Source organism: Saccharibacillus sp. JS10 (genome assembly GCF_024436065.1).
Lineage (GTDB): Bacteria > Bacillota > Bacilli > Paenibacillales > Paenibacillaceae > Saccharibacillus.
Map to the genome: position 1 here is coordinate 1 of NZ_JANFNS010000001.1, position 26583 is coordinate 26583.

Annotated in this window: 26 protein-coding genes; 23 read left to right on the forward strand and 3 right to left on the reverse strand. The window is 43.9% G+C overall.

Translation table 11 applies throughout. The features are described 5' to 3' along the window. The 20 genes from NOM90_RS00005 to NOM90_RS00100 form a co-directional block, all read left to right on the forward strand. Window positions 1-191: hypothetical protein (locus NOM90_RS00005; RefSeq protein WP_255939046.1), on the forward strand; the 191-nt coding region annotated here is incomplete at its 5' end. A gap of 336 nt (window positions 192-527) precedes the next feature. Beyond that, a complete protein-coding gene (locus NOM90_RS00010) occupies window positions 528-2186 on the forward strand; it encodes a right-handed parallel beta-helix repeat-containing protein (protein ID WP_255939047.1) in 1659 nt (552 codons plus the stop codon). Between the two features lie 276 nt (window positions 2187-2462). Further along, window positions 2463-3641: a right-handed parallel beta-helix repeat-containing protein gene (locus tag NOM90_RS00015; protein ID WP_255939048.1), complete on the forward strand. Its 1179-nt coding sequence runs from the start codon at window positions 2463-2465 to the stop codon at window positions 3639-3641. 613 nt (window positions 3642-4254) lie between these two features. Next, window positions 4255-5010 (forward strand): YveK family protein, encoded by a 756-nt coding sequence (locus NOM90_RS00020; protein WP_255939049.1) that lies wholly within the window; start codon window positions 4255-4257, stop codon window positions 5008-5010. 12 nt (window positions 5011-5022) lie between these two features. Further along, on the forward strand, window positions 5023-6243 hold the full coding sequence (locus tag NOM90_RS00025) for a glycosyltransferase (RefSeq protein WP_255939050.1): 1221 nt from the start codon (window positions 5023-5025) through the stop codon (window positions 6241-6243). 22 nt (window positions 6244-6265) lie between these two features. After that, on the forward strand, window positions 6266-6907 hold the full coding sequence (locus NOM90_RS00030) for a CpsD/CapB family tyrosine-protein kinase (protein ID WP_255939051.1): 642 nt from the start codon (window positions 6266-6268) through the stop codon (window positions 6905-6907). A gap of 56 nt (window positions 6908-6963) precedes the next feature. After that, window positions 6964-7656, forward strand: coding sequence for a sugar transferase (locus NOM90_RS00035; RefSeq protein ID WP_370866541.1), 693 nt, complete (start codon window positions 6964-6966; stop codon window positions 7654-7656). A 33-nt stretch (window positions 7657-7689) separates the two neighbouring features. Then, window positions 7690-8850, forward strand: coding sequence for a glycosyltransferase family 4 protein (locus tag NOM90_RS00040; RefSeq protein ID WP_255939052.1), 1161 nt, complete (start codon window positions 7690-7692; stop codon window positions 8848-8850). Between the two features lie 30 nt (window positions 8851-8880). Beyond that, complete coding sequence (locus NOM90_RS00045) at window positions 8881-10221, forward strand: UDP-glucose dehydrogenase family protein (protein WP_255940488.1); 1341 nt, start codon at window positions 8881-8883, stop codon at window positions 10219-10221. 37 nt (window positions 10222-10258) lie between these two features. After that, entirely contained in the window at window positions 10259-11593 is a 1335-nt protein-coding gene (locus NOM90_RS00050) for an O-antigen polymerase (protein WP_255939053.1), read from the forward strand. Further along, on the forward strand, window positions 11586-12728 hold the full coding sequence (locus NOM90_RS00055) for a glycosyltransferase family 4 protein (RefSeq protein ID WP_255939054.1): 1143 nt from the start codon (window positions 11586-11588) through the stop codon (window positions 12726-12728). The genes NOM90_RS00050 and NOM90_RS00055 overlap by 8 nt, the downstream gene beginning before the upstream one ends. A 23-nt stretch (window positions 12729-12751) precedes the next feature. After that, entirely contained in the window at window positions 12752-13882 is a 1131-nt protein-coding gene (locus NOM90_RS00060; RefSeq protein ID WP_255939055.1) for a glycosyltransferase, read from the forward strand. A gap of 42 nt (window positions 13883-13924) precedes the next feature. Then, window positions 13925-15391, forward strand: a complete 1467-nt coding sequence (locus NOM90_RS00065) for an MOP flippase family protein (RefSeq protein WP_255939056.1) — start codon at window positions 13925-13927, stop codon at window positions 15389-15391. 47 nt (window positions 15392-15438) lie between these two features. Then, the gene (gene galU / locus NOM90_RS00070; protein ID WP_255939058.1) at window positions 15439-16347 is read left to right on the forward strand and encodes a UTP--glucose-1-phosphate uridylyltransferase GalU; all 909 of its coding nucleotides are present in this window, start codon (window positions 15439-15441) and stop codon (window positions 16345-16347) included. A gap of 61 nt (window positions 16348-16408) precedes the next feature. Further along, window positions 16409-17806: a sugar phosphate nucleotidyltransferase gene (locus NOM90_RS00075; RefSeq protein ID WP_255939060.1), complete on the forward strand. Its 1398-nt coding sequence runs from the start codon at window positions 16409-16411 to the stop codon at window positions 17804-17806. Window positions 17807-17814: 8 nt separating this feature from the next. Further along, complete coding sequence (locus NOM90_RS00080) at window positions 17815-18786, forward strand: LCP family glycopolymer transferase (protein ID WP_370866542.1); 972 nt, start codon at window positions 17815-17817, stop codon at window positions 18784-18786. A 22-nt stretch (window positions 18787-18808) separates the two neighbouring features. Beyond that, window positions 18809-19528: a PIG-L family deacetylase gene (locus tag NOM90_RS00085; RefSeq protein WP_255939064.1), complete on the forward strand. Its 720-nt coding sequence runs from the start codon at window positions 18809-18811 to the stop codon at window positions 19526-19528. Between the two features lie 46 nt (window positions 19529-19574). Beyond that, window positions 19575-20831 carry a polysaccharide pyruvyl transferase family protein gene (locus NOM90_RS00090; protein ID WP_255939065.1) on the forward strand — a complete coding sequence of 419 codons (1257 nt, stop codon included), beginning with the start codon at window positions 19575-19577 and terminating at the stop codon, window positions 20829-20831. Window positions 20832-20999: 168 nt separating this feature from the next. Continuing rightward, window positions 21000-21374, forward strand: a complete 375-nt coding sequence (locus NOM90_RS00095; protein ID WP_255939066.1) for a hypothetical protein — start codon at window positions 21000-21002, stop codon at window positions 21372-21374. A 183-nt stretch (window positions 21375-21557) separates the two neighbouring features. Then, window positions 21558-21686: a hypothetical protein gene (locus NOM90_RS00100; RefSeq protein ID WP_255939067.1), complete on the forward strand. Its 129-nt coding sequence runs from the start codon at window positions 21558-21560 to the stop codon at window positions 21684-21686. A 58-nt stretch (window positions 21687-21744) separates the two neighbouring features. On the opposite strand, the gene NOM90_RS00105 is transcribed toward NOM90_RS00100, so the two are convergent. Continuing rightward, complete coding sequence (locus NOM90_RS00105; protein WP_255939068.1) at window positions 21745-22149, reverse strand: winged helix-turn-helix transcriptional regulator; 405 nt, start codon at window positions 22147-22149, stop codon at window positions 21745-21747. A gap of 243 nt (window positions 22150-22392) precedes the next feature. Here NOM90_RS00105 and NOM90_RS19185 point away from each other — a divergent pair, with 243 nt between their 5' ends. Next, the gene (locus NOM90_RS19185) at window positions 22393-23232 is read left to right on the forward strand and encodes a methyl-accepting chemotaxis protein (RefSeq protein ID WP_305120881.1); all 840 of its coding nucleotides are present in this window, start codon (window positions 22393-22395) and stop codon (window positions 23230-23232) included. 92 nt (window positions 23233-23324) lie between these two features. Here NOM90_RS19185 and NOM90_RS00115 read toward each other — a convergent pair whose 3' ends face one another. After that, the gene (locus NOM90_RS00115; RefSeq protein WP_370866543.1) at window positions 23325-23567 is read right to left on the reverse strand and encodes a hypothetical protein; all 243 of its coding nucleotides are present in this window, start codon (window positions 23565-23567) and stop codon (window positions 23325-23327) included. A 372-nt stretch (window positions 23568-23939) separates the two neighbouring features. Here NOM90_RS00115 and NOM90_RS00120 point away from each other — a divergent pair, with 372 nt between their 5' ends. Both NOM90_RS00120 and NOM90_RS00125 read left to right on the forward strand, forming a co-directional pair. Beyond that, window positions 23940-24737 (forward strand): SDR family oxidoreductase, encoded by a 798-nt coding sequence (locus tag NOM90_RS00120; RefSeq protein WP_255939070.1) that lies wholly within the window; start codon window positions 23940-23942, stop codon window positions 24735-24737. 379 nt (window positions 24738-25116) lie between these two features. Beyond that, on the forward strand, window positions 25117-25506 hold the full coding sequence (locus NOM90_RS00125; RefSeq protein WP_255939071.1) for a DnaJ family domain-containing protein: 390 nt from the start codon (window positions 25117-25119) through the stop codon (window positions 25504-25506). A gap of 91 nt (window positions 25507-25597) precedes the next feature. On the opposite strand, the gene gluQRS is transcribed toward NOM90_RS00125, so the two are convergent. Continuing rightward, complete coding sequence (gluQRS, locus tag NOM90_RS00130) at window positions 25598-26545, reverse strand: tRNA glutamyl-Q(34) synthetase GluQRS (RefSeq protein WP_255939072.1); 948 nt, start codon at window positions 26543-26545, stop codon at window positions 25598-25600. Window positions 26546-26583 lie beyond the last annotated feature (38 nt).

Consider the following 26583-nt stretch of genomic DNA (forward strand, 5'->3'; position numbering starts at 1 on the left):
TAAGAGTGAAAGTTCACTCGAACAGAAACGTTGCCATAAAGATTAAGCGTCTTAAAGCTATCTTTTCCTTTGATTTTGTGATCTTGAACGACCTTGCAGCCGGCAACGCCGCTGCCTCTTTCCCAATGGCGGCGAGTTTAAGCCGCCAAGTCTTTGCTCCGTTCTACTCGCTCAAGCGCCGAAAGGCTTGAGCGATCTTCACTCCGAAGCCAGAAGGCTTTTTATTCAATCGAAGTGCCTTTGCCCTTTTCCCCATACCTCTAAATCTTTACTTTAAATGAAAGGGGAAAAGGACAACGAAGCGCAGATTGAAAAAAAAGCCCTCCCCACACATTAATTATGTCAAAATCGTAACCTTTTGATTAAAAATGTAGTAAGATAGAAGTTGAATATAATTATTACCCTATTATACGCCGATAAAACACAAAGTAGGGCTTTTTTTAAATTTTTTTTAAAAAAGTGTTGGTTGGAATGTTAATCGAAAAAGAAATCGTTTTGCGCAAAGCAATCGAATTAGGAGGTACATCTTGAAAAAACATAAATTTTTATCCGGATTGGTTGTTTTATCTTTAGGAATTACAGGAAGTATTGGAGGCTGGGCAGCTACCGAAGCCGCGGAAGTAAAGCACACTTATTCGGCTTCGGAAGCTTTTCAGAAAAATATACAAGGAGCAGGGCAGTGGTACTACGAAAAGCTGTCGGGTACCGCGTATTTGGATTTGGCGTATGATCAAAAAACGAAGCGCTGGGCAGCACCTGGCGGTTATCCGTGGATCAGTGCAACCGCTCTTCATCCTGATCAGAATTTTGATGCGGTACGCAAATGGGTTTCTCCAGGCAAAGGAACCATTTCGATCTCGGGCAGTGTCAAAAAAGAAAGCGCCGCTGGAGATGGAGTCATTGCCAGTATCAAAAAAGACGGTGTAAAGTTATGGAGCGCGACAATCAAAAATACAACAGCGGTTACACCTCAAAAAGTAACCAAGATCCCGGTCAAAGTAGGCACTGAAATTTCTTTCATTGTGAATAAAGCCGGTAATATGAATCACGATCATGTGTTATGGGAACCTAAAGTGGTATATCAAGGAACTGCTGCAACAACAAACTCGACAACTGGCGCAGCGGTCAAATCTAAAACTGGAATTACAGCAAAAAGCAAATCGTTGCCTTACGTATCCGTACTCGATTATGGAGCAAAGCCGAATGATTCCAAAGACGATTATGCTGCTTTTGTCGCTGCGATCGATGCTGCGAAGGCATCAGGAAAGTATGTGCACGTACCTGCAGGCAATTATAGACTAAGCAATATTTTGACGATTGATGGAGTAAAGGTTCAAGGTGCAGGCAAATTTTTGACAACATTAACCTCAACAAATCCAAAACGCGGTTCGATAGATCTTAAAGGAAATGGCGTACAGTTGAGCAATCTGAAGCATGCGTATCAAACGACTGTACCACGTGGAGATGGATCGAATGAGAAAAATAATATCACGGTCAGAGGCGCAAAAAACTTTAAAATTCAAAATGTCTATGTAAGCAAATCCAGCACAGCAGGAATTATGGTGACTTACGGAGCATCTAATGGCATCATTCGCGGAAACACCGTAGATTCAACAGGCGCAGATGGTATTCATATGACAGGTGCCAGTCAAAATATTACGGTTGAAAACAATATTGTGCGCAAAGCTGGAGACGATACGATCGCTGTAGTGAGTTATACCGATAGTGATGTAAATCCTGTTAATCAGATCACGATTCGAAAAAATCATGTCGGTTATGGCTCCAAAGCACGCGGAATTGCTGTAGTAGGCGGAAACGATGTGAATATTTCCAATAATTCGATTCAGGATACCTCAATGGCAGGCGTATATGTAGCTGTGGAAGCTTCTTACAATACAAGAAATGTGAATCGAGTGAATGTAACGAATAATTTGATTAATCACACGGGTACTGCGAAACCACAAAATCATCCAAATGTACTTGTATATGCTTCTCAAGGTACGATTGATAACGTCGTATTTACAGGAAATACAATCAAAAATGGAGCACATCGAGGGATCGGAGTTTGGGGAAATGGTACAATTAAAAATATTACGTTTAACAAAAATACGTTGATCAATCGTGTAGGCAAATCTACAACATTTGTGAACGGAAATATTAAGTTAAATCAAAATGTAGGGTTTTAGAAGGTAGGATTTTTGCGTATAAAAGAAGGAGTTTTTAGAAAAGAAAAGCGGATTTCGGCGATTGCCGGATTCGCTTTTTTTGTTGGTTTTTGAAAAGAGTTATGAAAATGATGCTTAGAAAAGAAAGAGGGGGTTTAAATAACACTAATCCTACGTAACCGCTTTTGACCTTTTTGAAACACAAAAGGAAAGGTTTTCCGGATTGCGGTTTGGAGAAAAATCAGAAAAAAGAAACATGGTTGATGGAGAGACAAAGAATGTGTTGAAGGAGGAATTATGACAAAAAAATCAACTCGAAACATAGCTTGGATTATTGCCATCCTGGTTGTGTTAGCAGCGGCGTTTGGCATTTGGAGAGGATATATCGCAATGAATACAGACCAGTCGTCTAATGATTCCAATCCTTCTCAGAATGGACCGACAGCAGATGTGCCTAAAGATGCTCTTTCGATTGTAGATGAAGGAGCAACGCCGGACGATGATACGGATGATTTGGAAGCTATTCAACGTACACTCGATCAAGCCGCACAAAACAAACAATCGGTGTATATTCCTCCCGGTAATTATCGCTTGGGTGGAATTTTGAAAGTAAACGGAGTGAAGCTTTTAGGCGATGGGGCTAATCAAGCCATTCTTACTTCTACAGATCCGGAGAACGGTTCGATTGATGTGGAAGGAGATGGAGCGGTATTAAGCGGCTTTAGCCATGTCTATGAAAAGACGGTAGAACGAGGAAATGGAGCCAATGACAAAAATAGTATTACGCTGCGAGGAGCAACAAACTTTACGATTGAAGGGCTGATGATCGATAAATCCAGTACAGCGGGAATATTTGTAGGCGATGAATCTTCTAACGGTAAAATCGTAGGAAATACACTTCAGCAGACAGGAGCAGACGGTATACATATCACGAACGGGAGTCATGACGTGATTGTAGAAAATAATAAAGTAAGTGAAGCCGGCGATGATACGATTGCTGTAGTGAGCTACGAAGAAAATACGAATGTAACTCAAAATATCGATATTCAAAATAACGATGTCGGGTACGGTTCAAAAGCACGCGGAATCTCGGTCGTTGGCGGAGAAAATGTAACGATCGAAAACAATCAAATCCAAGATACCGAAATGGCAGGGATTTATATTTCTGTCGAAAAAGAATGGAATACGAGAAATGTCAAAAACGTAGTGATCAACAACAACACGATTGAGCATACCGGCACGAGAATGGGATCACAGCATCCGAATGTGTTGGTATATGCTTCGCAAGGAAATATCGACGAGGTCAAATTTAATGGCAATACGATCGCGAACTCTGTACATGGAGGCATTGGTGTATGGGGAGAAGGAGATATTGGGAATATTTATTTTGATGCAAATAAACTGGAAAATACGAAAGGTCTTGCAACGAATTTTAAACGAGGAACGATACATTCTGAGGGGAATGTAGGGTTCTAACCTTCAAAAAGAAGCCGATAGCTTGCTATCAGGCTTCTTTTTGTGCCTTTTGCTTGCTAGTTCTCTTAAAATAGGAAAAATGGTGTGAGTATATGTAAGGTATGCTTAGGTATTTGGAACCAAAAGTAGTATATAAAATTTGAAATTGATTCAATGAAAAATAGGGCGTTTATAAACTACACATTGCAAAAGCAAGTCCAGTCAAATCAATCTTTACGAATCATGACCTCTAAATCATGCTGTTACAATCTCGATTAACAAGATCCATTTACAAACCGGGACAACAGAAGGGTAGGTGAAATGATCGTATTGATAGCAAAAAAAAGAAAAAGGACTTTTGGCATCCTAACCCGTCGACATCTTTCGATTCGACACGACCATATCACGGAAAGGGGTGACACAAAGTTTGAGTGATCTACATAATCAAACTAAATACGAAAATGTATATTGGACATTTTTTGTCGTAAACCCGAATCAGGCTGATCTTAAGCCATAGGGTCAAATTTTTGTTTTCAGTTTTGAAAGTGTGAGGAATTTCCAAATTATTTACAAAAATGAATAAGATTTTTCAAAAGAACAATCAACCATTTTATTGAACGCGGAGGGATCGTGCATGGAGTTAAAAGAATACTTGGGTGTTATCAAAAAAAGATGGTGGGTATTGGCATTAACGGTGCTGGTATGCGTGGTAGCTGCGATTGCATTTAATTCCAGATATCAACCTCTTTACAAAGCATCGGTCGATTTGATCGTCAATGAACCTTCGATCAGCAGTACAGGACAAGCACAAGTCGATTCAAACTCGATTGAAGCCAATCTGAAGCTCATTAACACGTACAAAAAAATCATTACTTCAGATTCGATCACAAAACTTGTTGTCGAAAGACATCCTGAGTTGAATCTAACTTCGTCGCAGATCAGCGACAAGCTGATGATCGATTCCACCCAAAACACGCAAGTCATCAATGTATCAGTTCAAGATTCGTCCTATGAAAAGGCAGCAACGATTGCGAATTCGACAGGTAATGTATTCATCAGTCAAATTCCAGAAATCATGCAAGTCAACAATGTCAGTGTATTGAATGCAGCAGATCCTAATTTGTCTCCAACTCCGGTCAACGATCATAGACAGATGGTAATTATTTTAAGTCTGGTTGTCGGATTAGTCATTGGTTTAGGCATTCTGTTCTTGATGGAATACTTGGACGACTCGGTGAAAACAGAATTTGACGTCGAACACGCTATTGGATTGCCGGTACTTGCCAAAGTCGAACGTGTTGCAAAAAGCGATTTAAAAAATCGACAGGTGCATGGTCCGGATTCCGCGGAAGAAACGGCTGTACTCCGACCTGCTAACGAGCAGCGATAAACGAGGCCCACTATGAAACCTATTCAACCGGAACTTCCCATTCTCATCTATCGTGATCAAATCTTGCCGCCGTCCGAGACGTTTATCAAAAGTCAGGCTGAACATTTTGAGTCTTTCCATTCGTACTTTATGGGTTCTCGTCTTGTACCTGGGTTACAGATCGAAGCCGATAAGCAGATTATTATCAACACCGGGGGAGTATCAGGTCGAAAAAAGGAGCTAGAATTTAAACTTAGAGGACCTGGGCGAAGACTAACTCGCAAACTCCAAGACATCAAACCCAGGTTGATTCATGCACACTTCGGTCCAGAAGGATGTTTGGCGCTACCTATTGCGGAAAAGCTCAATATTCCGTTAGTCGTTACCTTCCACGGTTACGATGCAACGACGAAAGACGAATATGCTAGAAAATCTTATTATACGCACCGAAATTATTTGAAAAAGCGTGCCAAGCTTCAAAAGAAGGGCGATCTTTTTATCGCAGTATCTGATTTTATTCGAAGCAAATTGCTCAGTCAGGGTTACCCGCCGGAAAAAGTTATTCGGCATTATATCGGAATCAATATCGAAGATTTTGCGCCAAGCCCTAAAGTCATTCGGCAGCAGACGGTTTTGTTTGTAGGACGTCTGGTTGAAGTTAAAGGCTGTGCGTATCTGATCGAAGCAATGTCGAAAGTCCAACAAAAAAATCCTCATGCGGAACTGGTCATTATCGGCGATGGACCGCTGCGTGGCGAATTGGAGCAGATGGCAGCGCAAAAATTGAAAAAGTTTCGATTTTTGGGTACTCAACCTCCTCATGTTGTGAAGGAATGGATGAACCAAGCCAAAGTGTTTAGCGTTCCAAGTATCCGAGCTGAGAATGGAGCCGAAGAAGGATTAGGCATGGTGTTCTTGGAGGCAGCCGCGATGGGGCTTCCGGTCGTAAGTTTTGCTACAGGTGGAATTCCCGAAGCTGTCGAGCATGGCAAAAGCGGATATTTAGCACCTGAACGCGACCATGCCAAATTATCTTTTTATATCGATGAACTATTGAACAAAAAGCAAGTATGGAAATCGTTTAGCGATTACGGTCAAGACCGGGTAAGAAGCCAATTTGATTTATACGAGCAGACTCGAAAAATCGAAGAGCTCTACAAGATGGTGATCGCAAAGCAATGGAATGGCGATCCATCCACATCAGATTCACAAGATTCTATATTGGCGCCAATCATTGAAGCCCAACCTATTTGATCATAGAAAGGTGAAGATACTCATGACCAGAGCAATGAGCAGTGGAACTTACTTGGTCGCGAACAAAAACGCGACTGCTGATGCTTCCGAATCTTATCGAACACTTCGTACCAATATTCGCTTTTCAACAATGGGACGTTCTTCAAAAGTTTTACTTGTCACTTCTGCCAGTGGTCAAGAAGGCAAAACAACGACGGCGACTAACCTCGCCGTATCGTATGCACAAGAAAACAAAAAAGTATTGTTGATTGATGGAGATTTGCGAAGCCCTTCGTTGCAAGAAGTTTTTCCTCGTTCGAACAAAAAAGGGCTAACCGATATTTTAAGTGGACAAAGTCAATGGGAAGAAGCCGTATCTACGACTGCTATTAGCAATTTGTTCGTTTTGACAGCGGGAACGGTTCCGCCGAATCCTTCTGAAATCTTAGGTTCTGATCAAATGCAGCAATTGTTAAATCAGATGTCCGTATACTATGACGTGATTTTGATCGATTCACCTGCTGCTTTGGATGTATCGGATGCTCAAATTCTTGGAACAATGTCGGACGGTGTGGTATTGGTGGCTCATCAAGGAAAAGTAACCAAAGATCAATTGAAGCGCGTAAAGCGCAGCATGGAACATGTAAATGCACATATTTTGGGCGTTGTATTAAATAAAGCATAAAGAAGTTTCGACAACATTGATGCCCACAGACAACAAAGATGAACGGAGGGGAACCCATGAGTGTCGTAAACAATGAAGCAGAAGCTACAGAATATAACAAGTCGGCGTTTGAAAACCTTACATGGGATCGGGGAGTCGCATTTCATATGACAAAACGGAGTATGGATATGGTGGCGTCTCTTATCGGATTGGTCTTGTTATCGCCTTTGTTTATCGTATTGGCGATTTTGATTAAGATCGAAGATTCGAAAGGCCCTGTTTTTTTCAAACAACAACGATTCGGTAAAAACTCGAAAATGTTCAATATCTACAAGTTCCGCTCGATGGCGACGAATGCCGAGCAGAGACTCAAAGAAGACCCTGTTTTATATGAAAAGTACGTCGCAAATAACTACAAGTTGGAACAAGATGAAGATCCGCGTATTACTTCAATCGGTCGTTTTCTTCGGAAAACAAGCCTCGATGAATTGCCGCAATTGTTCAATGTCTTCAAAGGCGAAATGAGTTTGGTCGGTCCAAGACCGATTGTAGCTCAAGAACTTAAGGAATATAAAGATCGTAAAGACGATCTGCTTTCTGTGAAACCCGGCGTTACGGGATATTGGCAAGTGAGTGGGCGTAGCGATGTTGGTTATCCTGAACGTGTAGATCTGGAACTATTTTACGTCTATCATCGGACAATCTGGCTAGATATTCGGATCTTGTTTGCAACAGTCATCAGCGTGCTTCTCAAAAAAGGCGCGTATTAAGATTCTATATCTAAAACGAAAGGATGTGTTCGGATGAAAGTCGCGATTATTCATGATTGGTTAACGAGCTATGCGGGATCTGAAAAAGTGCTAGAGCAAATGATTGAACTTTTCCCGGAAGCGGAACTGTATAGTTTGGTCGATTTTATGCCGGAAAAAGACAGAGGGTTTCTGCGAGGGAAAAAAGTACATACCTCTTTTATTCAGAAATTACCGCTCGCTAAAAAGCAATACCGTCAATATCTCCCGTTTATGCCGCTTGCAATCGAACAGTTCGATTTGTCATCGTACGATCTGATTTTATCCAGTTCTCATGCAGTAGCAAAAGGCGTAATTACCGGGCCAGATCAATTGCATATTTCTTACGTTCATTCGCCGATTCGATATGCGTGGGATATGCAGCCGCAATACTTGAAAGAGTCGGGTTTGGAAAAAGGGCTCAAAGGTGCGATGGCTAAATTGATCCTAAGCCGAATTCGGATGTGGGATTACCGAACGTCGAATGGTGTCGATCATTTTGTCGCAAATTCTCAGTTTATTGCAAATCGGATTTGGAAAGTGTACCGCCGCGAAGCTTCGGTTATCTATCCTCCGGTGAACGTATCTGCTTTTACCGCGCAAGAGCAAAAAGAAGATTTTTATCTGACGGCATCGCGAATGGTTCCTTACAAAAAAATGGATATGATCGCAGCGGCTTTTGCCCAAATGCCAGATAAGAAGTTGGTCATTATCGGAGATGGTCCAGATATGGAGAAAGTACGCAAATATGAGTCGCCGAATATTCAAATCCTTGGTTATCAGCCGGATCATGTATTGGTCGATCATATGCAGCGTGCACAAGCGTTCGTTTTTGCAGCCGAAGAAGATTTCGGAATTACGCCAGTCGAAGCACAAGCTTGCGGAACTCCCGTTATCGCGTATGGCAAAGGTGGCGCTTTAGAGACGGTCAAAGGGCTGGAAGAAGTGGCGCCTACGGGAGTCTTTTACCATACACAAACTACAGATGCGTTGATAGAAGCCGTACAACGTTTCGAAGTCGAAAAAGCGAAAATTTTACCGGCAAATTGTCGAAAAAATGCAATGCGCTTTTCACCAGAAGTGTTTAAGCAAAATTTGCAAACGCATATTCATAATAAACAAAACGAAGAACAACGTAGATTTGGTGCAGAACGAATGATTTCACGGGTGCTATAAACCGATTCTCAAAACAAAGGAGACTTCATGATGAAACTCACATTTATCGGAACAGGGTATGTCGGTTTGGTATCGGGTGTTTGTTTTTCGGAGATTGGCAATCAAGTCACTTGTGTAGATAAAGACTTGGAAAAAGTCGAACGGCTAAAAGGCGGCGAAGTTCCGATCTATGAACCGGGCTTGCAAGAGTTGATGGAGAAAAACAGTGCTCTAGGAAATTTGAAGTTCACTTCAGACTTGATGAATTCGGTCAACGAAGCAGACGTCGTGTTCATCTGTGTCGGAACACCTTCGCTCCCGAGCGGTGAAGCGAATCTGGAATATGTCGAGCAAGTGGCTCAAGATATTGCACTGGCGATGAACGGATACAAGATTATCGTGACGAAGAGTACGGTGCCGGTCGGAACAAACGATAAAATCAAAAAAATCATCAGCCAGTTAAGCCCACATCCTTTTGACGTTGTATCGATTCCAGAGTTTTTACGTGAAGGCTCGGCAGTAAAAGATACACTTCATCCGGATCGAATCATTATCGGTACAGACAGCGAACGTGCAGCTGCAACATTGACAGAGCTGCATACGCCGCTGACTCAAGAAATTATGGTCACGGAAGTGCGCAGCGCAGAAATGATCAAATACGCGTCGAATGCTTTTCTCGCGACCAAGATCTCTTTTATCAACGAGATCGCGAATATTTGCGAAAAAGTCGGCGCAGACGTTACGCATGTGGCACAAGGGATGGGCTATGACAAACGAATCGGTTCTTCGTTCTTGCAAGCCGGTATCGGGTATGGCGGATCATGCTTCCCGAAAGATACACATGCTCTGATCCAAATTGCCGGTAATGTCGATTACGAATTCAAGTTGCTCAAATCCGTTGTAGAAGTGAATAACGATCAACGCTTTAATATCGTAGCCAAGCTTAACCATTCACTCGGTAATCTACAAGGCAAAACGATCGGCATTTGGGGATTGGCATTCAAGCCAAATACAGATGATGTACGTGAAGCTCCAGCACTCGATATCATCAAAACGCTGCTGCAAGAAGGAGCAACGGTAAAAGCTTACGACCCGATCGCAACCGAAAACTTCCGCCGCTTTTTCCGCGATGACCGTGAGGTACAGTGGTGCGAATCGGCGATGGAGACTGCTGAAGGCAGCGATGCGTTATGTTTGCTGACAGATTGGTCTGAGTTCAAAGAAGTAGATTTGAACGAATTAAATGGAGCAATGAGACAACCGATTTTGATCGACGGACGAAATGTATATTCCCGAGAGCAATTGGCAGATACCACGTTCCAATATTATTCGATCGGACGTCCTGAACTGGAAAGTTTGTCGCCGTTTCGTAATACGGTCGCCTCGGATTGATCCGAGGCGTTCCCCATAGCAGAAAGGAGGATCGAAGATGACAGATCAGGTCACTAAAAATCTTATCGAAAAAAAGGTACAACGAATATGGTGGTTAAATCCGATTGTAATATTCGCTTTGTTAATGACAGCGATCTTAATCGGAGCGTACTACATACCGGCAGGTAGTTACGAATCTTTTTATCGCGTAAACAAGTTCATCGATGAATCCAATATCATCTATTCGATTCTTCCGGTCTGCTGCTTTATCTTTGGAGGGATTATCGCTCTTCTGGCAGGAAGAGGAACGAAGCCTTCTCAAGCATTCGGCGAAGTGATGGAGAGAAAAGATTCGTTTATCAAGATTTGGATTGGCGTTTTATTCGCTTTTACTATGTTCGGTTATGCGATGTGGTTTCTGATTATGCTCCGTAACGGTTTTAGTCTGGGATTGTTCGTCAATGTACTGAGCGGAGAACCCGGAGCGATCTACGGCATCAAAGAAAGCTTTGATAATGTAGCGGGCGTAACTTCATTCACGAATTTCAGCGTTCCGTTCGTTATTTTGACCAGTTACTACCTGTTTTACAACAAAAAGAAGATTTACATAGCGATGCTCGCAATCGTGTTCGTCTTGACGATGCTCAGAGCCATATTCTTTTTGGAACGTCTGGCAATTATGGAATTTATCGTTCCCGCAGCAGTCGTGTATTTCTCAATGCGGGCGAAAATGGGTAAACGAACACGGTTTGTTGGGATCTATCCAATCATTGGCGTTATTGCTTTGGTCGGATTTTTCGGAGTCAGTGAATATTTCCGGTCATGGCTAAGCTACTACGTGAACTATTATCCGTCTTTTTGGGAATTTATCGTCACTCGGTTTTTCGGCTATTACGTCACTGCAATCAACACCGGAACTTTGTATTTTCAACATTTGGGCTTCCACTGGTTGCCTTTCCCAAGTTCGACCGCCGAATTTATATGGAAGTTCCCCGGTGTGCCTGATACCGCTTATGAATCGATCTACGGATTTGAACCTCAAGCGGTCATTAACAACACGTTAGCGACAATGGGGAATCCAGAGTTCAACAATCCGTCGGGTCTATTGCAACCATATAGCGATTATGGATTTACAGGCGCTTTGATCTTCTGGGTAATCGTAGGGTTGCTTACAGGGCTTCTATATAATCACTTCAAAAAAGGTCACACGTTCGGTATGATGATCTACCCGATTTGGTTAGTCGGCGTACTTGAGATTCCACGTTACTTCTATTTCGGTAGCGGACGATTTTTCCCATGTTGGATCATTATCGTCGCCTTTACATTAATTTTGCACTATAACCGTAAAAAGCTGACCAGTTGGCGGATGAAAGGAGTAGGAGTCAATGACTAACACAAAGATCTACGTGAACGGGCGGTTTCTTAAAGCTTCTGTAACAGGCGTTCAACGTTATGCGTACGAGTTGCTACGAACGATTGACCAGTTAATTGGGCAAGATGATCTAGCGGTTCGCGGTTATGAGTTTATTGTGCTAGCACCGAAAGGTGAGATTCATGAACTAGGAACAACGAATATAGAAGTCCGTCAAGTCGGCAAATTAAGTGGACAGTTATGGGAGCAGATTGAATTGCCGATGTTGGCGAAAAACGGTTTTTTGCTGAATCTATGCAATACGGCGCCACTCCTCAAACGCAAACAAGCCGTAACTTTGCATGATGCAGCTGTATATTCGGTGCCCGATACGTATTCGACGGTATTCAAACTTTGGTACAAGTTGATGTTCCGTACCCTCGGAAAAGTGTCACCGCTTATTCTGACTTGTTCGGAAAATTCGAAAAAAGAGTTGATGCTTCATTGTGGGATTAATGAAAACAAAATTCGCGTGGTGTATCACGGCAAAGAGCATGTGCTTCAAAGCGGCAGTGCACCCGATTACCCAGCTCAGCAAGGCCTAGAGCGACCGTTCGTCCTTGCTGTAAGCAGTCGTAGTCCGAATAAAAATTTTCGTTCCATCGTTCGTGCAGCCGAGCTGATCGGAGATCAAGGGTTCGACTTCGTGATCGCTGGAGGAACCAATCCTAAAATATTCAAATCGGAAGACGCTGAACTGGGGAATCATGTCCGGCATATGGGCTATGTGGAAGACGAAGAATTACGAACCTTGTATGATCGAGCAGCTTGCTTCGTGTTCCCATCCTTCTATGAAGGCTTCGGATTCCCGCCGCTTGAAGCGATGGCATGCGGATGCCCGGTTGTCGTGTCGGATACGGCATCTTTACCGGAAGTATGCGGAGATGCCGTTCTGTATTGCGATCCCAATCGACCGGAAGATATTGCGGAGAAGATTAACACAGTGATGCAAGATCCGGAATTGCAACGCGTAATGAAGCAAAAAGGTTTGGCGCAAGCGGCTCGTTTCTCGTGGGAAAAATGCGCATACGAGACCTTAGCTGAACTTAAAGCCCATACGATCGGACGTCATGCTGCTACTGTCACGCATAGCGAAAGTCGCAACGCTCAAGCTTAATAGAGAAAAGGAGAAGAGACGGTATGAATATCATGTTTGCGAGCCATACGTATATGGGAAGCCCGTTCGTTGTCGGCTCTCATCATCTGTCCCGGGAAATGCAAAAGCTGGGGCACAACGTTATTCATGTCAGTACGCCCCTTAGCGTCTTTCACCTTTTGAAATGGAAAGATCGGGATATTCAAGCTCGGTTTCGAATTTTAAAAGGAGAAAAAGTCGATACTTCAGCAGTCGTTAATTCGGTGCCGATGTCGATCTTGCCTTGGGAACTTGCAGGGCCTATTTTCAAAAAAACACAAAAAAACTGGATGTTACCTTCTATTAAAAAGGTGATGCGCGAGCATCATATGGACTCGGTCGATTTGCTGCTTATCGACCAGCCGCGTTTTGTGGGTCTGGAAAAGCTCGTTTCGCCCAAAGTAACGATTTACCGCCCTACAGATATCTACAGTAAGATGACCGGCGATGCTTCGATCGCGAGTGCCGAACAAACGTTGATGTCGGTCGTAGACGGATTGGTCTCGACTTCCGGGCCTGTGTTGTCGGAACTACAGCCTTATAATCCGGCAGTACCTACGCTGCTACTTGAGAACGGAGTTGAATACGATCATTTTTCCAAACCAACGGTAGAACCGGAGGATCTGAAAAATATTCCTTCTCCGCGTGCAGTCTATGTAGGCGCACTGGACGAGCGGCTGGATCTCAAAGGATTAAAACTGCTTGCCGAGCAAAAACCGAATATCCAACTTGTTATTATCGGTCCAATCAGCGAAGAAACGAAAAAAGATTTCGCAGCATTCCAAAACCTTCATTTTCTCGGCGCGAAAAAGTATCCAACCGTGCCTGCATATTTGCAGCATTGCGATATTGCGTTACTTCCGCTTAGCAATCATGCCGCGAATGCAGGGCGAAGCCCGATGAAGCTGTACGAATACGCAGCGGCAGGATTGCCTGTTGTCGTGACCGAGACGCCTGAACTGCTTCGTAGACAAGAACGTTTTCTTCACTTTTATAAAGATAGCGCGGAGCTGCCGCAAAAAGTCGAAGATGCTCTGGAAATTCGTGCAGATCGGATTGGGATTCGAGATATGGCAAAAAGTCATGCTTGGGAAACTAAAGTGAATACGCTACTCAGTTTCGTCGATCGTCTATAGATCCCAAATAGATAAAGAAATGCAATGATAAGGAGTGGCGACATGTCTTCATTAAAAAAGAAAGGGATCAAAGCGGCGAAATGGTCGAGTATCGCGACCATTGTCACGATTGTGATTCAGTTGTTGCAACTGGTTGCACTATCCCGCATTTTGAGTCCGATCGATTACGGTCTGATGAGTATGACGATGGTCGTCGTAGCCGCTGCGGTCAATCTTACCGATGCAGGCATTTCCAACGCCATTATTCATCGTCAAGACGTAACCAAAAACCATCTATCCAGTCTCTACATACTTAATTTGGCTACTGGAGCATTAATCGCAGTCATTATCTTCTTTTCGGCACCGCTTGTCGCTTGGTTTTATAACGAGTCGCAATTGGTCAATCCGATTCGTTGGATGGCGCTGCTTTGTTTGTTACCTGCTTTCGGCCAACAATTCGAAGTTTTGTTCCGCAAAGAACTCAAGTTCGATAATATTGCCAAAATTCAAATCGTTTCGTATACGGTTGGTTTGATTTTGGCGGTGGGTGGAGCGATTGCAGGGCTGGGCGTCTATGCGCTTGTTTTGTCCAATCTCGGTAATGCTTTTGTTAAGTCGTTCATGTTAATGATCCAAGGTTGGAAAAAATGGACGCCTGCGCTTCATTTTGCGAAAGAAGATCTGAAAGGCTACTTGAGCTTTGGCGTGTATCAGATGTCTTCGAATGTCATTCAGTCGTTGATGTCCAATATCGACTATATTCTGATTGGTCGTATCTATAGCGCTCAAGTACTTGGCTATTATTCGTTCGCCTTCCAGCTCTGCACAATGCCTGTACTGAAGCTGACACCGCTGATCAATACGGTGAGTCTGCCGCTATATGCCAAAATGCAAGACAACGTGGAGCGACTGCGTAACGGCTATATCAAAACGATCAGCCTGGTTAGTTATCTGAACGCACCGATCTATCTTGGGCTGCTTGTCACCGCGCCTGTACTTGTGCCTTTTATTTTCGGAGCAAAATGGGAACCTAGCGTAATCCTTATTCAAGTGCTTTCCGTTGCAATGCTGCTTCGTTCGCTGATTGTGCCGATCCAACCGTTGCTTCAGGCAAAAGGACGCACCGATATGTATTTCCGCTATACGCTAATGAGTATGTGCGTACAAGTTCCCGGGCTTGCAATCGGAACGTGGTACGGAGGCATCATGGGCACATGTATCGCTTATGTCGTCATTCAATTGATTTTGACCGTGATTCAATACCATTACGCAATGCGACGTATGATTGGCCCTTGCTTAAGCGAATATATGCGAAGCATGGCACCGGGGCTAATCTATGGAGTCATTATGGTTGCAGGCGTGCTGTTGATCAATATATTGTCGGTTGCTGTATTTTCTCAAGAAGCGAATTTTATCATTCAAGTCGCAGTTGGCGCACTTATTTACTTTTCCGTTATCTTTCTTTTTAACAAAGATTTGTTTCAAAACATCAAAAATAGGCTTATAAGTAAAACTAAGTTAGCTAAATGACGGTGAAGCGTTAAATAAGTTCACACATCCAGAGGAGGGCATCAACCATGACTAGAGTGAAAAAAGCGATTATCCCAGCAGCAGGCTTAGGAACAAGATTTTTACCGGCGACGAAGGCTATGCCAAAAGAAATGCTTCCGATTGTAGATAAGCCAACCATCCAATACATCGTCGAAGAAGCCGTTTCATCCGGTATTGAAGACATCATCATCGTAACCGGACGCAGCAAACGAGCGATCGAAGATCATTTCGATAAAAATATCGAGCTAGAAGCTGATTTGGAAGAAAAAAATAAAGAAGAACTGCTGAGCATCGTGCGTGAAGTGACGAATCTGGTAGAAATCCATTGTGTTCGCCAAAAAGAACCGCTTGGACTCGGACATGCCATCTGGTGCGCACGCAAATTTATTAACAACGAACCTTTTGCGGTGCTGCTCGGCGATATGATCATCGATAGTCAAGTTCCTTGCCTCAAGCAAATGATGGACGAACAAGCACGTACCGGCGGGAACATGATCGCTGTCGAAGCGGTGCCGTGGAAAGACGTTAGCAGCTACGGCGTAATCAAAGGCGACAAGTTGACAGACAACTTGAATCTGATTACCGATCTGGTGGAAAAACCAAAAACAGATGCCCCTTCGAATCTGGCGATGATCGGTCGTTATATTCTGGAACCGGAAATCATGGATATTTTGGAACATCAAACAGCAGGCGTAGGCGGCGAAATTCAATTGACGGATGCACTCAAAAAACTCGCAGAACTGTCCAGAATGTACAGCTTCCGTTATGACGGCACTTTGTATGACGTAGGTAGCAAAATCGGCTATCTGAAAGCGAACGTCGATTTTGCATTAAAACGTAACGGTCTCGGCGATGAACTTCGTGAGTATTTGATGGAAAGCTTGATTGACCCGGCAGTAGCCGCAGAAAAGAAAGACAATCTCAAAATCGTATAAATCAGTCTTGATCAAATAAGCACCCATACAACAATCGACTCGACAGAATGGAGGGGCACGCATGAAATTGGTATTATTGTCCGGAGGTTCAGGTAAACGACTATGGCCGTTATCCAATGACGCTAGATCGAAGCAATTTTTGAAAGTGTTAGAAAATCGAGATGGTGAGATGGAATCGATGGTGCAGCGCGTTTGGGGACAAATCAAAAGTGCGGGATTAGCCGATTCCACCGTCATTGCGACAAGCAAAGTACAAGTCGAAATTTTACAAAATCAACTCGGTGGCGTACCGATTATCGTAGAGCCCGAACGTAGAGATACATTCCCGGCTATCGCGCTTGCCGCATCGTATCTGTATTCGCAAGGCGTAGGGTTAGACGAGACAGTATGTATTTTGCCGGTTGACCCGTACGTCGATGATCGTTTCTTCGACCGTATTGCGGATCTGGAAGGCGCCTTGCATAATTCCGGAGCAAAAATGGCATTAATGGGCGTAAATCCTACGTATCCTTCTTCCAAATACGGATATATCGTACCGGAGTCTGACGATACAGGCAGCGGCTACCAAAAAGTCGGACGATTCACTGAGAAACCGAGCGAAGATCGGGCGGAGCGATTGATTGAACAAGGCGCGCTATGGAACTGTGGCGTCTTTGCATTCAAGCTCAGCTATATGATGGATCACCTGCTGCGCGCTGGGCTGCCGATGCAGTATGAAGATCTGCTGGCTCGTTATGCAACTTTGGAAAAAATCAGCTTCGATTACGCAGTTGTTGAAAAAGAATCGCATATCGCAGTCATTCCTTATGATGGATATTGGAAAGATCTTGGCACATGGAATACGCTGACTGAAAATATGGGCTTGCAGCGTATCGGAAAAGGCGCAATCAGCGAAGATTCGACCAATACGCATCTTATTAACGAACTGGATATTCCGGTGACCATTATCGGCCTTAGCGATGCCATTGTAGCCGTTAGCCCGGACGGAATTCTCGTATCGGATAAAGAAAGCAGTCCGAGAGTTAAAGATATGGTGGATGCCGGTCAACGTCCGATGTATGAAGAACGCCGTTGGGGTTGGTACCGAGTTCTTGATTATTCCAAATTCGACGATGGTACTGAAGTGCTGACGAAGCGAATCGGGCTTGAAGCAGGCAAAAACCTGGGGTATCGCAAACATCTATATCGTACAGATACATGGACGATCATTAGCGGCGAAGGCATCTTGGTCAAAGCAGGAAGCATCTCGCGTGTGCAAGCCGGTGACGTGATTACGATCGAACCGGGTACGTATCATTGCTTAAAAGCTTTCCACAACATGGAATACATCGAAGTCCAAAAAGGCGAAGTTGTACAAGAAGAAGATTTCGAAGAAATGTTCAGTAGTTGGAACGATATTGAAAAGCACTGCGTAGTCAGCGGAGCGAAGGTGGCGGCAAATAGCCGTAATGCACAATGAAGCGCTGGGTGAAAATCACAACGGCTAGTGCGCTTGTCGTTGCGATCGGAATTGGGGGCTATGCGTATTCGATCTATCGCCCTGTGGTGGATACGATGGAATCGATTTACGAACCCCTCAAATCCGATGTTGCTGTAGGTGCCAATGAGCCGAACACCGCAGGCGGAGCCGTGACAGCTTCTGTAGGGACTAGCAGTGCTGAACAAGCCGCGCAGACGCTCCCTGCGGATCTCGGTCAAAATCGACCATTCAATCTATTGATCTTGGGCGTGGATGAACGAGAAAACGATGTTGGACGTTCTGACGCCATCATGATGTTAACCGTCAATCCGCAAAAACATTCAATCTTGATGTTCAACATTCCGCGTGATACGCGTACCGAAATCGTAGGTAAAGGAAAAGTCGACAAAATCAATCATGCTTATGCGTTTGGCGGCGTCGATATGTCTGTCAATACGGTAGAAAATTTCCTCGATGTTCCTGTTGATTACTACGTTAAAGTCAATATGGAAGGTCTGGAGCAAATTATCGACATTTTGGGCGGCGTTACCGTTAACAACCCGTTTCAATTCGATTTCGAAGGTACGGATTATGTCAAAGGTCCAATTCATATGAATGGGCATGAAGCGCTGATGTATTCACGTATGCGTTACGATGATCCCAAAGGCGATATCGGACGTAACGACCGTCAACAGTTGGTCTTGTCTGCTTTGATCGAAAAAGGAAAAAGTATTTCGAATTTGACAAAAGTGAATGCGCTGCTTGGTGCGGTGCAAGATCATGTCAAAACCAATTTGACCAAAGAAGACATGATGGATCTGGTTAGCAATTATCGAACCGAAATTCAAGATGTGAATAAAGATGAAGTACAAGGTAGCGGCAAAAAGATCGACGGGATCTATTATTATATGGTGAGCGATAGCGAAAAAGCACGTATTCACACAGAAATCACCGAACAGCTTCAGACCGAAAATCCATAATTATGGTAAGGAGTAGACGTGGATGGCAGTCAATCTATTTTTTATCCCACACCAAGACGACGAAGCTCTGACGTTTGGAGCAGCGATTCGAAATCATCTCAATGTTGGAGATGAATGTCACATCATTTTGTATACGGATGGTTCTTCTTCCAATGTGGTGCGTCAGCTTAACGGAGAAACCAAAAGTAGTATGCACCGCAAAACGTTGAACCCTGAACGCGAAGGTTATGCCCCGCTCAGTCGTGACGACCTGGTGCGATGCCGAAATGATGAATTTTTGCGTTCGTGCCTTGCGCTCGGCGTTCCCGCCGATCATGTTCATTTTGTGCAGCAGTTGCAAGACGGAACATCTACCGTCGAAGATTGTGAAGAATTGATTCGTGCTTTCACCGACCAATACCATGGAGCGCGAGTCAAAACCTTTACTGATCTTGGCAACAATCATAAGGATCATGCGAATATGGGCGCAGCAGCACGGAAGTTATATCAGCAAGAGCGTATTGCAGATTTACGTCTATACGTAGAACCGTATAATCTACGTCAAGCGAAAAAAGCAGGTTCAGGTATTCAAATCTTAAAAGAAAAACCGGAAAGTGACCGAGATAAAGTAGTCGCGGCGCTTCAGGAATACAAAAAGTGGAATCCGGCGCTTGAGCAGTTTGCGATTGGGTATCATTCCGTGCGAAAAGAAATCGATGCCGTCATCGCCCGTCCCGTTTCTTATTATCATAAGCCTTATTAATGCTTAACTTCTTCGACCCTAAATCAATGTAAGGAGTGATGAAAAAATGAGCAAAATTTTAATTGTAGGCGGACAAATGGAGAACAAAGGTGCTCAAGCTATGACCTTTACGGTGATTAATGAAATTAAAAAACGTTTTCCTGACAAAGAAATTTTAGTCAATTGTATCGATCCGGACCGCGGTTACGCATTTGATATCATTAAAATCGGTAAAAAACTTAAAATTGAAATGCTAGGCGGCGTTTTTGGAACATTAGGCAAACTGATCCCAAATGCTGAACACGTCAACGTAACGCGCGGTGATATGGAGCGAATTATGAAAGATACAGATATGATGATCGATATTAGCGGATTCGCATTGTCTTCACAATTTACCATTCGTCATTCTGTGAATTATCTGGTCAATATTATGCTGGCAAAACGGTATAAAGTACCGATGGTCTTGATGCCTCAATCTTTCGGGCCTTTTGAATACGAAAGCAAGTATAAATCGATCATTATGGCTTTGATTAAAAAGTACATCACTTATCCGACTTACATATATGCACGTGAGGATGAAGGGATGCAGTTTATGAGTCGCTTTACGACTAAAAATTTGAAGCGTTCAATGGACTTGGTTTTGCAGGGCAGCAGTGATTATGATTTGGACGTATTGTTCAAACCCGGGGCGTATCAACCGAATGAACGCGTCTATGTCAAAGCAAATTCAGTTGGTATCGTACCGAATGTCAAAACGATGAAGTACGGTTCGCGCGAAGATCTGCTGCAAGCTTATCGCAAAATGACCGATCATCTGCTCAAACGTGGCAAAAACGTCTATCTGCTTCGTCATTCGACCGAAGATTTAGAAATCTGCAAAGGCATCAAACAATATTATCCCGAAGATGCGCGGGTCGTACTTCTGGAGAATGAATATGATTGTATCGAAATTCATCATATTTTGGATCAATTTCAATTTATCGTCGCGTCGCGTTACCATTCAATCATCCATGCGTACAAAGACGGGATTCCGGTATTGGCACTCGGTTGGGCAACCAAATACCAAGAACTTCTGGGTCGATTCGGGCAAAAAGATTATATGTTCGATGTTCGCGACCTCGCGCATGTAGAACGAGAAATCGAACAAAAATTAGATTTGATGATTGCGCGCCGTGACGAAGAATCGCAAAAAATCAAAGAAGTCACCGCAGAAGTACAAAGCCACACGATCTTTAGCGAAGTATTTGGCGAATTGCCAACTTCCAAGAAAGTGCAAGTCGAAGAACCGAAAGAGATCGAAGATGTCTCTTTGCAAATCGGTTAATTCTAAAAAGAATATATAGGGGCTGTGTGAAGAAACCTTTATTGAAGATATTCATCGTCTTCGGTAAAGGTTTTTTTGCGTCAAACATCCGTAGGCAAAGGTAGGGATATATGCTAACCTTACCGAAGTGCAGAAGAAAGAAAGCTAAAAAAGGAAGGAAGAATCGAAATGACGCAGCAATTGTTTATCGGAGACATTTCACTTAGCGATGGAACCATCGAATCGGTATTATTACTGGAATCAGCAGCGAGAATCGAATTTCGTCTATGGGACGGAAGCAAAGCGATTTTTCGATTCAAAGGAGTTATAGGAAGCCGCGATCGCAACGCAGTCGGTCAAGAACTGGAAGCTTTGGATACGTATGAACTGCTTCCTATTACGATGGCGAAAGCCGATCCCTTTATCCAAGAAATATTGGAAGATCGACCGGAAGGGCGACAAGCAGAGATCACTTGTTATGCTTTTATCAGTTCGCTAACGATGCGACCGATTCTTGAAATTTACGCAGAAGAAGTCGAAAGCGAACGGACATCCGCTTTTTAGATCGATTTGGAAACGACTGGCGTACATACAAAATATTTTGAACCGCCATATCGTTTAGGATAAAAAAAATGTGTTTATTTAGGGCATGTAGAACGTGAAGTGTTCTTCTTTTGTCGTAGATTAAAAAGGTTGTATTCATTGTATAAGCTGATCTTATTTCGTAAGTTGAGGGAGCTGAAACGTATGTCGATCGATCGTTTTATTTGGAGTAAGCTTAGCCATGTAACCAGTGATAAAACCAAAAAAAACTTAGCCAAATTGTTGGCAATTCGCATTCGTGAAGCTGAGAAAGCAGAGCGATTGACTTCTTAATTTTTTTTCTACGACAAAAGTGAAAAAAGCAAAAATAAGAGGCTCCCGGAGGAACCTCTTATTTTGTTTGCATATTGGCTTCGGATTCTTCGCAATCCAAAGCAGGTTGAGTCATTTGCTCTTGACAAGATGCAAGAGCGTCAGAAGATTCAGGCTCGTTAATCCATTCGTCCGACCATCCTTGAATACAAGCGATCGTTGATTGGAGAGCATGGCCTTTTTCAGTTAATTCATATTCAATTCGAACAGGCGTCTCTGCGTATACATGGCGTACAACGATGCCTTCTTTCTCAAGGTCTTTGAGACGTTCAGATAAAAGACGTCCACTCACAGGGAAAGCCGATTGAATATTGCAAAAACGCTGCGGCCCGGATAATAAACGATAAATAATCAACCCGTTCCAGCGTTGCGATAAAATTTGCATCCCGCGTTCAAAACGAGGACAAAGTGTTGAGTTCTTCATGAGTTCACCTCCAAACTTCCCACAGGAAAGTTAGTGTTACCAATGCTAAGATTCTTTTAATTATATCATGAATTGTAAACAGAATGCGGATTTTACTCATTTATTTTATGTCGGATCGTGAAATTAAGGAAGAACCTTTCTTTTTGCACAGTAGCTCTTTATAAAAACAGTGAATATGACGAAGATAAGGAGTAAGCAACCATACCATCAGAGGCATCGCGCCTAAAGAGAGAAGGAAACATCATGAATATTTTGGAAGCGCTTGTAATAAGTATCCCTTACTTGAAAAAAATCACCAACGAAGACTTTATGATCGGCCTTACGGACCGGGAAAAGTTTCTGTATTATGCACCGTCTACAGATCTTGATTTCGGCTTAACTGCCGGTTCGCCTATTCCACCGGAAGATCTAAATTTGAAAAAAGCACTTACCGGGCAATTATCCAGTGCTCGTCTTCCTGCTGCTGCTTATGGAGCGGAGCTTGAAGCGAAAGGGATTCCGATATTCGACGAAGAAGGCAAAGTCGTCGGCGCATTAGCTGTCGCTTACACACTAAAGAGCGAAGAATTCTTGTACGGCTTCGGAGAACGGATGGAGTCGGTTAGCCGTTCTTTGACAGACTTCGTGGCTTCGATCGCGGCGCAATCCCAGCAATTGGCAGCTGCGACGACAGAGATTCGGGAAAATTCGGGTCGTGCGGTTAGCGATGCGCGCGAGGTGAACAAAGTTACATCGTTTATTCGTGAAATTTCGGAACAAACGAATATGCTTGGCTTAAACGCCGCAATCGAAGCGGCTCGCGTTGGCGAACTGGGTGCCGGATTCCAGGTCGTAGCAAGCGAAGTACGTAAATTGTCTGTCGATACGAAACAAGCTACGCAAAGTATCGAACAAGCATTAAATAATGTCCAAGACAGCATCGTACGGATGCAGCAGGAAATCACCTCGATCTCGGATGCTTCTAACGAACAAGCACATCTGCTCGGAGAATTTAGTAGCCTGACCGATCAACTGAATCATCTGAATAAAGAATTTTCGGAATTTACGCAAAAACTGTTGGATGAACGTGTGAGTATGAGTTAAACCCTATACATCTCAGTCACAACAAACAAAAGCATGAAAAAAGACATTCCGGAATTTCGGAATGTCTTTTTTATGTACCGCTACTTGGTTGTTTAGTACAAGGATAAAGCAAGAGTGTCGCTTTCGCGGTACGAATGCAAAATGGCTTCAGAGCCGACAATTTCAATACTAATCAAAGAAGAGATACAGTTTTTCAAAGCGCGTTTACCGTTGGTTAACTTATTATCTAAAGCGCTTGTCAACAATCGAATCATTTTTTGCGCAGGTTGAGTATTCTCGGCGTCAAGGTAAACGGGGACTAATTTTTCTTGAACTGTAATCGTCGTCGTTTTCACTAAAATCACCTCATGTTTTTTTGTGCTTACGTGTATTATAAACTTGCTTCCTTAAAAACAAATTAAAAAACAATTAAATTTCTTCGTAAATATTACTATTTTCTCGATTTTTTTTGAAAGTGCTTTAAATTCCTCCTTAGGAACCGTTATTCCGAATACATTCTCACTGTATTTACATAAGTGTTTACCCCGCTCTACCCCGTAATGAAAACCTTTTTATCAGAAAAATATGTCGATTTTCGAAAAAGGTTGGAAAAAGCAGAAAATGGTTGAATGAACAAACATTTGGGGTAATGATTTTTTGGTATCAAAGCAGCCGTCTAGCTGTCTTTTATATGACTATTTATATTAGAGAAAAAGGAGTGGGTTGCAATGGCATCACCTCGTTTCGAAGGCAAAACTGTAATTGTTACCGGCGCAGGTTCAGGAATCGGTCTGGCAGCCGCTATAAAGTTTGCAGAAGAAGGAGCCAATGTAGCTTTATTCGAACTGGATCCGGAACGTGCAGAGTTTGCACAAAAAGAATTAGAAAAGATTCGAGCAGGTTCGGGCTTGGTTCAACTGGTCGATGTCTCTGATCCGGTAACGATGGAAGCTGCATATCGAGCGGTAGATGAACGGTTCGGAGGACTGGATGCTGTATTCGCGAATGCGGGAATCAACGGTGCAAAAGGTCCAATCGAACATATGGATATTAATGAGTTCCGTAAAACGATTGATGTGAATTTAGGCGGCATGTTTTTGTCTGTGAAATATGCGATTCCTTATATGAAAAAACGCGGTGGCGGTAGTATTATCATCACGAGTTCCGTTAACGGAAACACTCGTTATTCCAGCGTAGGAATGTCTCCGTACAGTACCTCGAAAGCAGGACAAGTTGCTTTTACGAAAATGGCGGCTTTGGAGCTTGCTCGTTATAAGATTCGCGTGAATGCAATCTGCCCTGGAGCGATCTCGACCAATATCGATGAAACGACGGAAGAAGATGCACGCATGGATGAGATTGCGATTCCATTGGAGTTCCCGCGTGGAGGCGATCATCCGCTTGCAGGTCGTCACGGGACGCCGGAAGAAGTCGCGGATTTAGCGGTGTTTCTTGCTTCTTCGGACTCTCGGCATGTGACGGGGGCTTCGATTACGGTTGATGGTGGGGAGTCTTTGCTGTTCTGATCTTTGGTTGGAGTGAGCGAGGGGCATCGAGAGTGGGAGACCGCGAGAGCGATTCCGCCCCTTCGCTCCGGTTGTTTCCCTACGGGAAGCCAAAGTCGCTCCGGTCCGGAATCGCTCTCGCTCCGCGCTCACCGTCCTCAAAGTGAGATAGGGTGGAGGATAGGGGGAGTACCCGGCTCTGTGGCTGAGCCGGGCTGTAAGATCGACACCGGCAAGATCCAAGAGCAAGGTCAAAGATAAGGTCAAAAGAGACAGCTGCGTTGCAGGCTGTAAGGGCAGGAAAAATTAAAGAGAATACATAAAAGCCCAGCGAATGAATATTCGGCTGGGCTTTTCGGGTATAATGGAATCAATAAATCTCGGGATCAGGAGGGAACTTATGGGATGGTTATCGTGGTTGGCAGAGAAGAAGATCGATGAAGCAGTGAAGAATGGAGAGTTTGATGATTTACCGGGGAAAGGGAAGCCGATTGAGTTGGATGATGTCTCAGGGGTTCCTGAAGAACTCCGGGTTTCTTATCGGATTTTGAAAAATGCGGGGATGTTGCCGCAGGAAGTGGTTTTACGGAAAGAATGTTTGGAGTTGGAAGATTTATTGGCGGTTTGCCGGTCGGAAGTCGAGCGCAAAGAGATTGGAGATCGGTTGAAAGCGCAGCGGCTGAAGCTTCGGATGTTGGAAGAAGAAAGAGGATGGAATGCACGGGATGGAGCGTATTCGGAATACGCGGATCGGATCAAAGAACGATTGAACGGAGAGGGGAAAGATTAAATGATTCGAAGCTTTTCGGAAACCGACATTCTGATTGTTTAATGGGATATGGAGATTAAGAAATCAGATGTCGGGGTTTCGCGAAAAGTTTTTATAGATTAGGAATATCGACGACGACAGCTTCGCGGGGGATCAAAGACAGATTAAAAGACGGAATTAATTCGGAAGCAGAGATACTTTCCGGGCGATCGATCAGACCGCTGACATAAGCTAACCAACCGACAACCCGTTCAGGCGGGATGCCGCGTTCGCGAAAAGAAGAAATGGCGATACCGCCGTGACGTTTCGCTAACCGTTTGCCATCAGGGCCATTTAATAAAGGGACATGCAAAAAAGCAGGAGCTTCAAGTTCCAAAGCTTCGTAGAGTAAAATCTGTCTCGGTGTAGAGTCCAGTAAATCATAGCCCCGAAGGACATCGGTGATTCCCATATCCGCGTCGTCCATCACGACGGACAATTGATAAGAATATAGACCGTCTGCGCGGCGAACGACAAAATCACCTCCGCTGCCGGCGGCAAAAACTTGTTTTCCGGCGATGCCGTCTTCAAAAGACACGTCACGATGTTCAGGCATCGCAAAACGTAGCGAAGGGCTTTTTTGCAGGGCTTTTTCCACACGTTCTGCGGGAGTCAGATGCCGGCAAGTACCGGCGTAAGCTTTGCCTTCGGAACGCAATCCATGCGGGGCGCTGGCTGCAGATAAAATATCGGCGCGGCTGCAATAACAAGGATAGACAGCGCCTTTGGCTTGAAGGTGTTGTAAGCCGGCTGCATACCGATCCAGTCGCTCGCTTTGGGTATAAGGAGCATAGCGGCCGCCAACGTCCGGGCCTTCGTCCCAATCTAAACCGAGCCAGCGTAGATCAAGCAGGGCTAACTTCGCCCATTTTTCACGCGAACGTTCGGTATCGATATCTTCCATACGTAGCACAAACTCGCCTTTGAGCGATCGGATATGCAGCCATGCCAGCAGAGCGGTACGGGCATTTCCCAAGTGCATTTTTCCCGATGGCGTCGGGGCGAAACGTCCGCGTCTCATCGTTGTTCACTTCCTTTGTGTTGAAATCAACTTGTACG

Coding starts and splice junctions, on each gene's coding strand:
- NOM90_RS00085 (WP_255939064.1), top strand. CDS start 18,809: ATGGCAGTCAATCTATTTTTTATCCCACACCAAGACGACGAAGCTCTG.
- NOM90_RS00020 (WP_255939049.1), top strand. CDS start 4,255: ATGGAGTTAAAAGAATACTTGGGTGTTATCAAAAAAAGATGGTGGGTA.
- NOM90_RS00125 (WP_255939071.1), top strand. CDS start 25,117: ATGGGATGGTTATCGTGGTTGGCAGAGAAGAAGATCGATGAAGCAGTG.
- galU (WP_255939058.1), top strand. CDS start 15,439: ATGACTAGAGTGAAAAAAGCGATTATCCCAGCAGCAGGCTTAGGAACA.
- NOM90_RS00035 (WP_370866541.1), top strand. CDS start 6,964: ATGAGTGTCGTAAACAATGAAGCAGAAGCTACAGAATATAACAAGTCG.
- gluQRS (WP_255939072.1), bottom strand. CDS start 26,545: ATGAGACGCGGACGTTTCGCCCCGACGCCATCGGGAAAAATGCACTTG.
- NOM90_RS19185 (WP_305120881.1), top strand. CDS start 22,393: ATGAATATTTTGGAAGCGCTTGTAATAAGTATCCCTTACTTGAAAAAA.
- NOM90_RS00050 (WP_255939053.1), top strand. CDS start 10,259: ATGACAGATCAGGTCACTAAAAATCTTATCGAAAAAAAGGTACAACGA.
- NOM90_RS00055 (WP_255939054.1), top strand. CDS start 11,586: ATGACTAACACAAAGATCTACGTGAACGGGCGGTTTCTTAAAGCTTCT.
- NOM90_RS00065 (WP_255939056.1), top strand. CDS start 13,925: ATGTCTTCATTAAAAAAGAAAGGGATCAAAGCGGCGAAATGGTCGAGT.
- NOM90_RS00120 (WP_255939070.1), top strand. CDS start 23,940: ATGGCATCACCTCGTTTCGAAGGCAAAACTGTAATTGTTACCGGCGCA.
- NOM90_RS00045 (WP_255940488.1), top strand. CDS start 8,881: ATGAAACTCACATTTATCGGAACAGGGTATGTCGGTTTGGTATCGGGT.
- NOM90_RS00030 (WP_255939051.1), top strand. CDS start 6,266: ATGACCAGAGCAATGAGCAGTGGAACTTACTTGGTCGCGAACAAAAAC.
- NOM90_RS00015 (WP_255939048.1), top strand. CDS start 2,463: ATGACAAAAAAATCAACTCGAAACATAGCTTGGATTATTGCCATCCTG.
- NOM90_RS00095 (WP_255939066.1), top strand. CDS start 21,000: ATGACGCAGCAATTGTTTATCGGAGACATTTCACTTAGCGATGGAACC.
- NOM90_RS00040 (WP_255939052.1), top strand. CDS start 7,690: ATGAAAGTCGCGATTATTCATGATTGGTTAACGAGCTATGCGGGATCT.
- NOM90_RS00025 (WP_255939050.1), top strand. CDS start 5,023: ATGAAACCTATTCAACCGGAACTTCCCATTCTCATCTATCGTGATCAA.
- NOM90_RS00060 (WP_255939055.1), top strand. CDS start 12,752: ATGAATATCATGTTTGCGAGCCATACGTATATGGGAAGCCCGTTCGTT.
- NOM90_RS00090 (WP_255939065.1), top strand. CDS start 19,575: ATGAGCAAAATTTTAATTGTAGGCGGACAAATGGAGAACAAAGGTGCT.
- NOM90_RS00105 (WP_255939068.1), bottom strand. CDS start 22,149: ATGAAGAACTCAACACTTTGTCCTCGTTTTGAACGCGGGATGCAAATT.
- NOM90_RS00100 (WP_255939067.1), top strand. CDS start 21,558: ATGTCGATCGATCGTTTTATTTGGAGTAAGCTTAGCCATGTAACCAGT.
- NOM90_RS00075 (WP_255939060.1), top strand. CDS start 16,409: ATGAAATTGGTATTATTGTCCGGAGGTTCAGGTAAACGACTATGGCCG.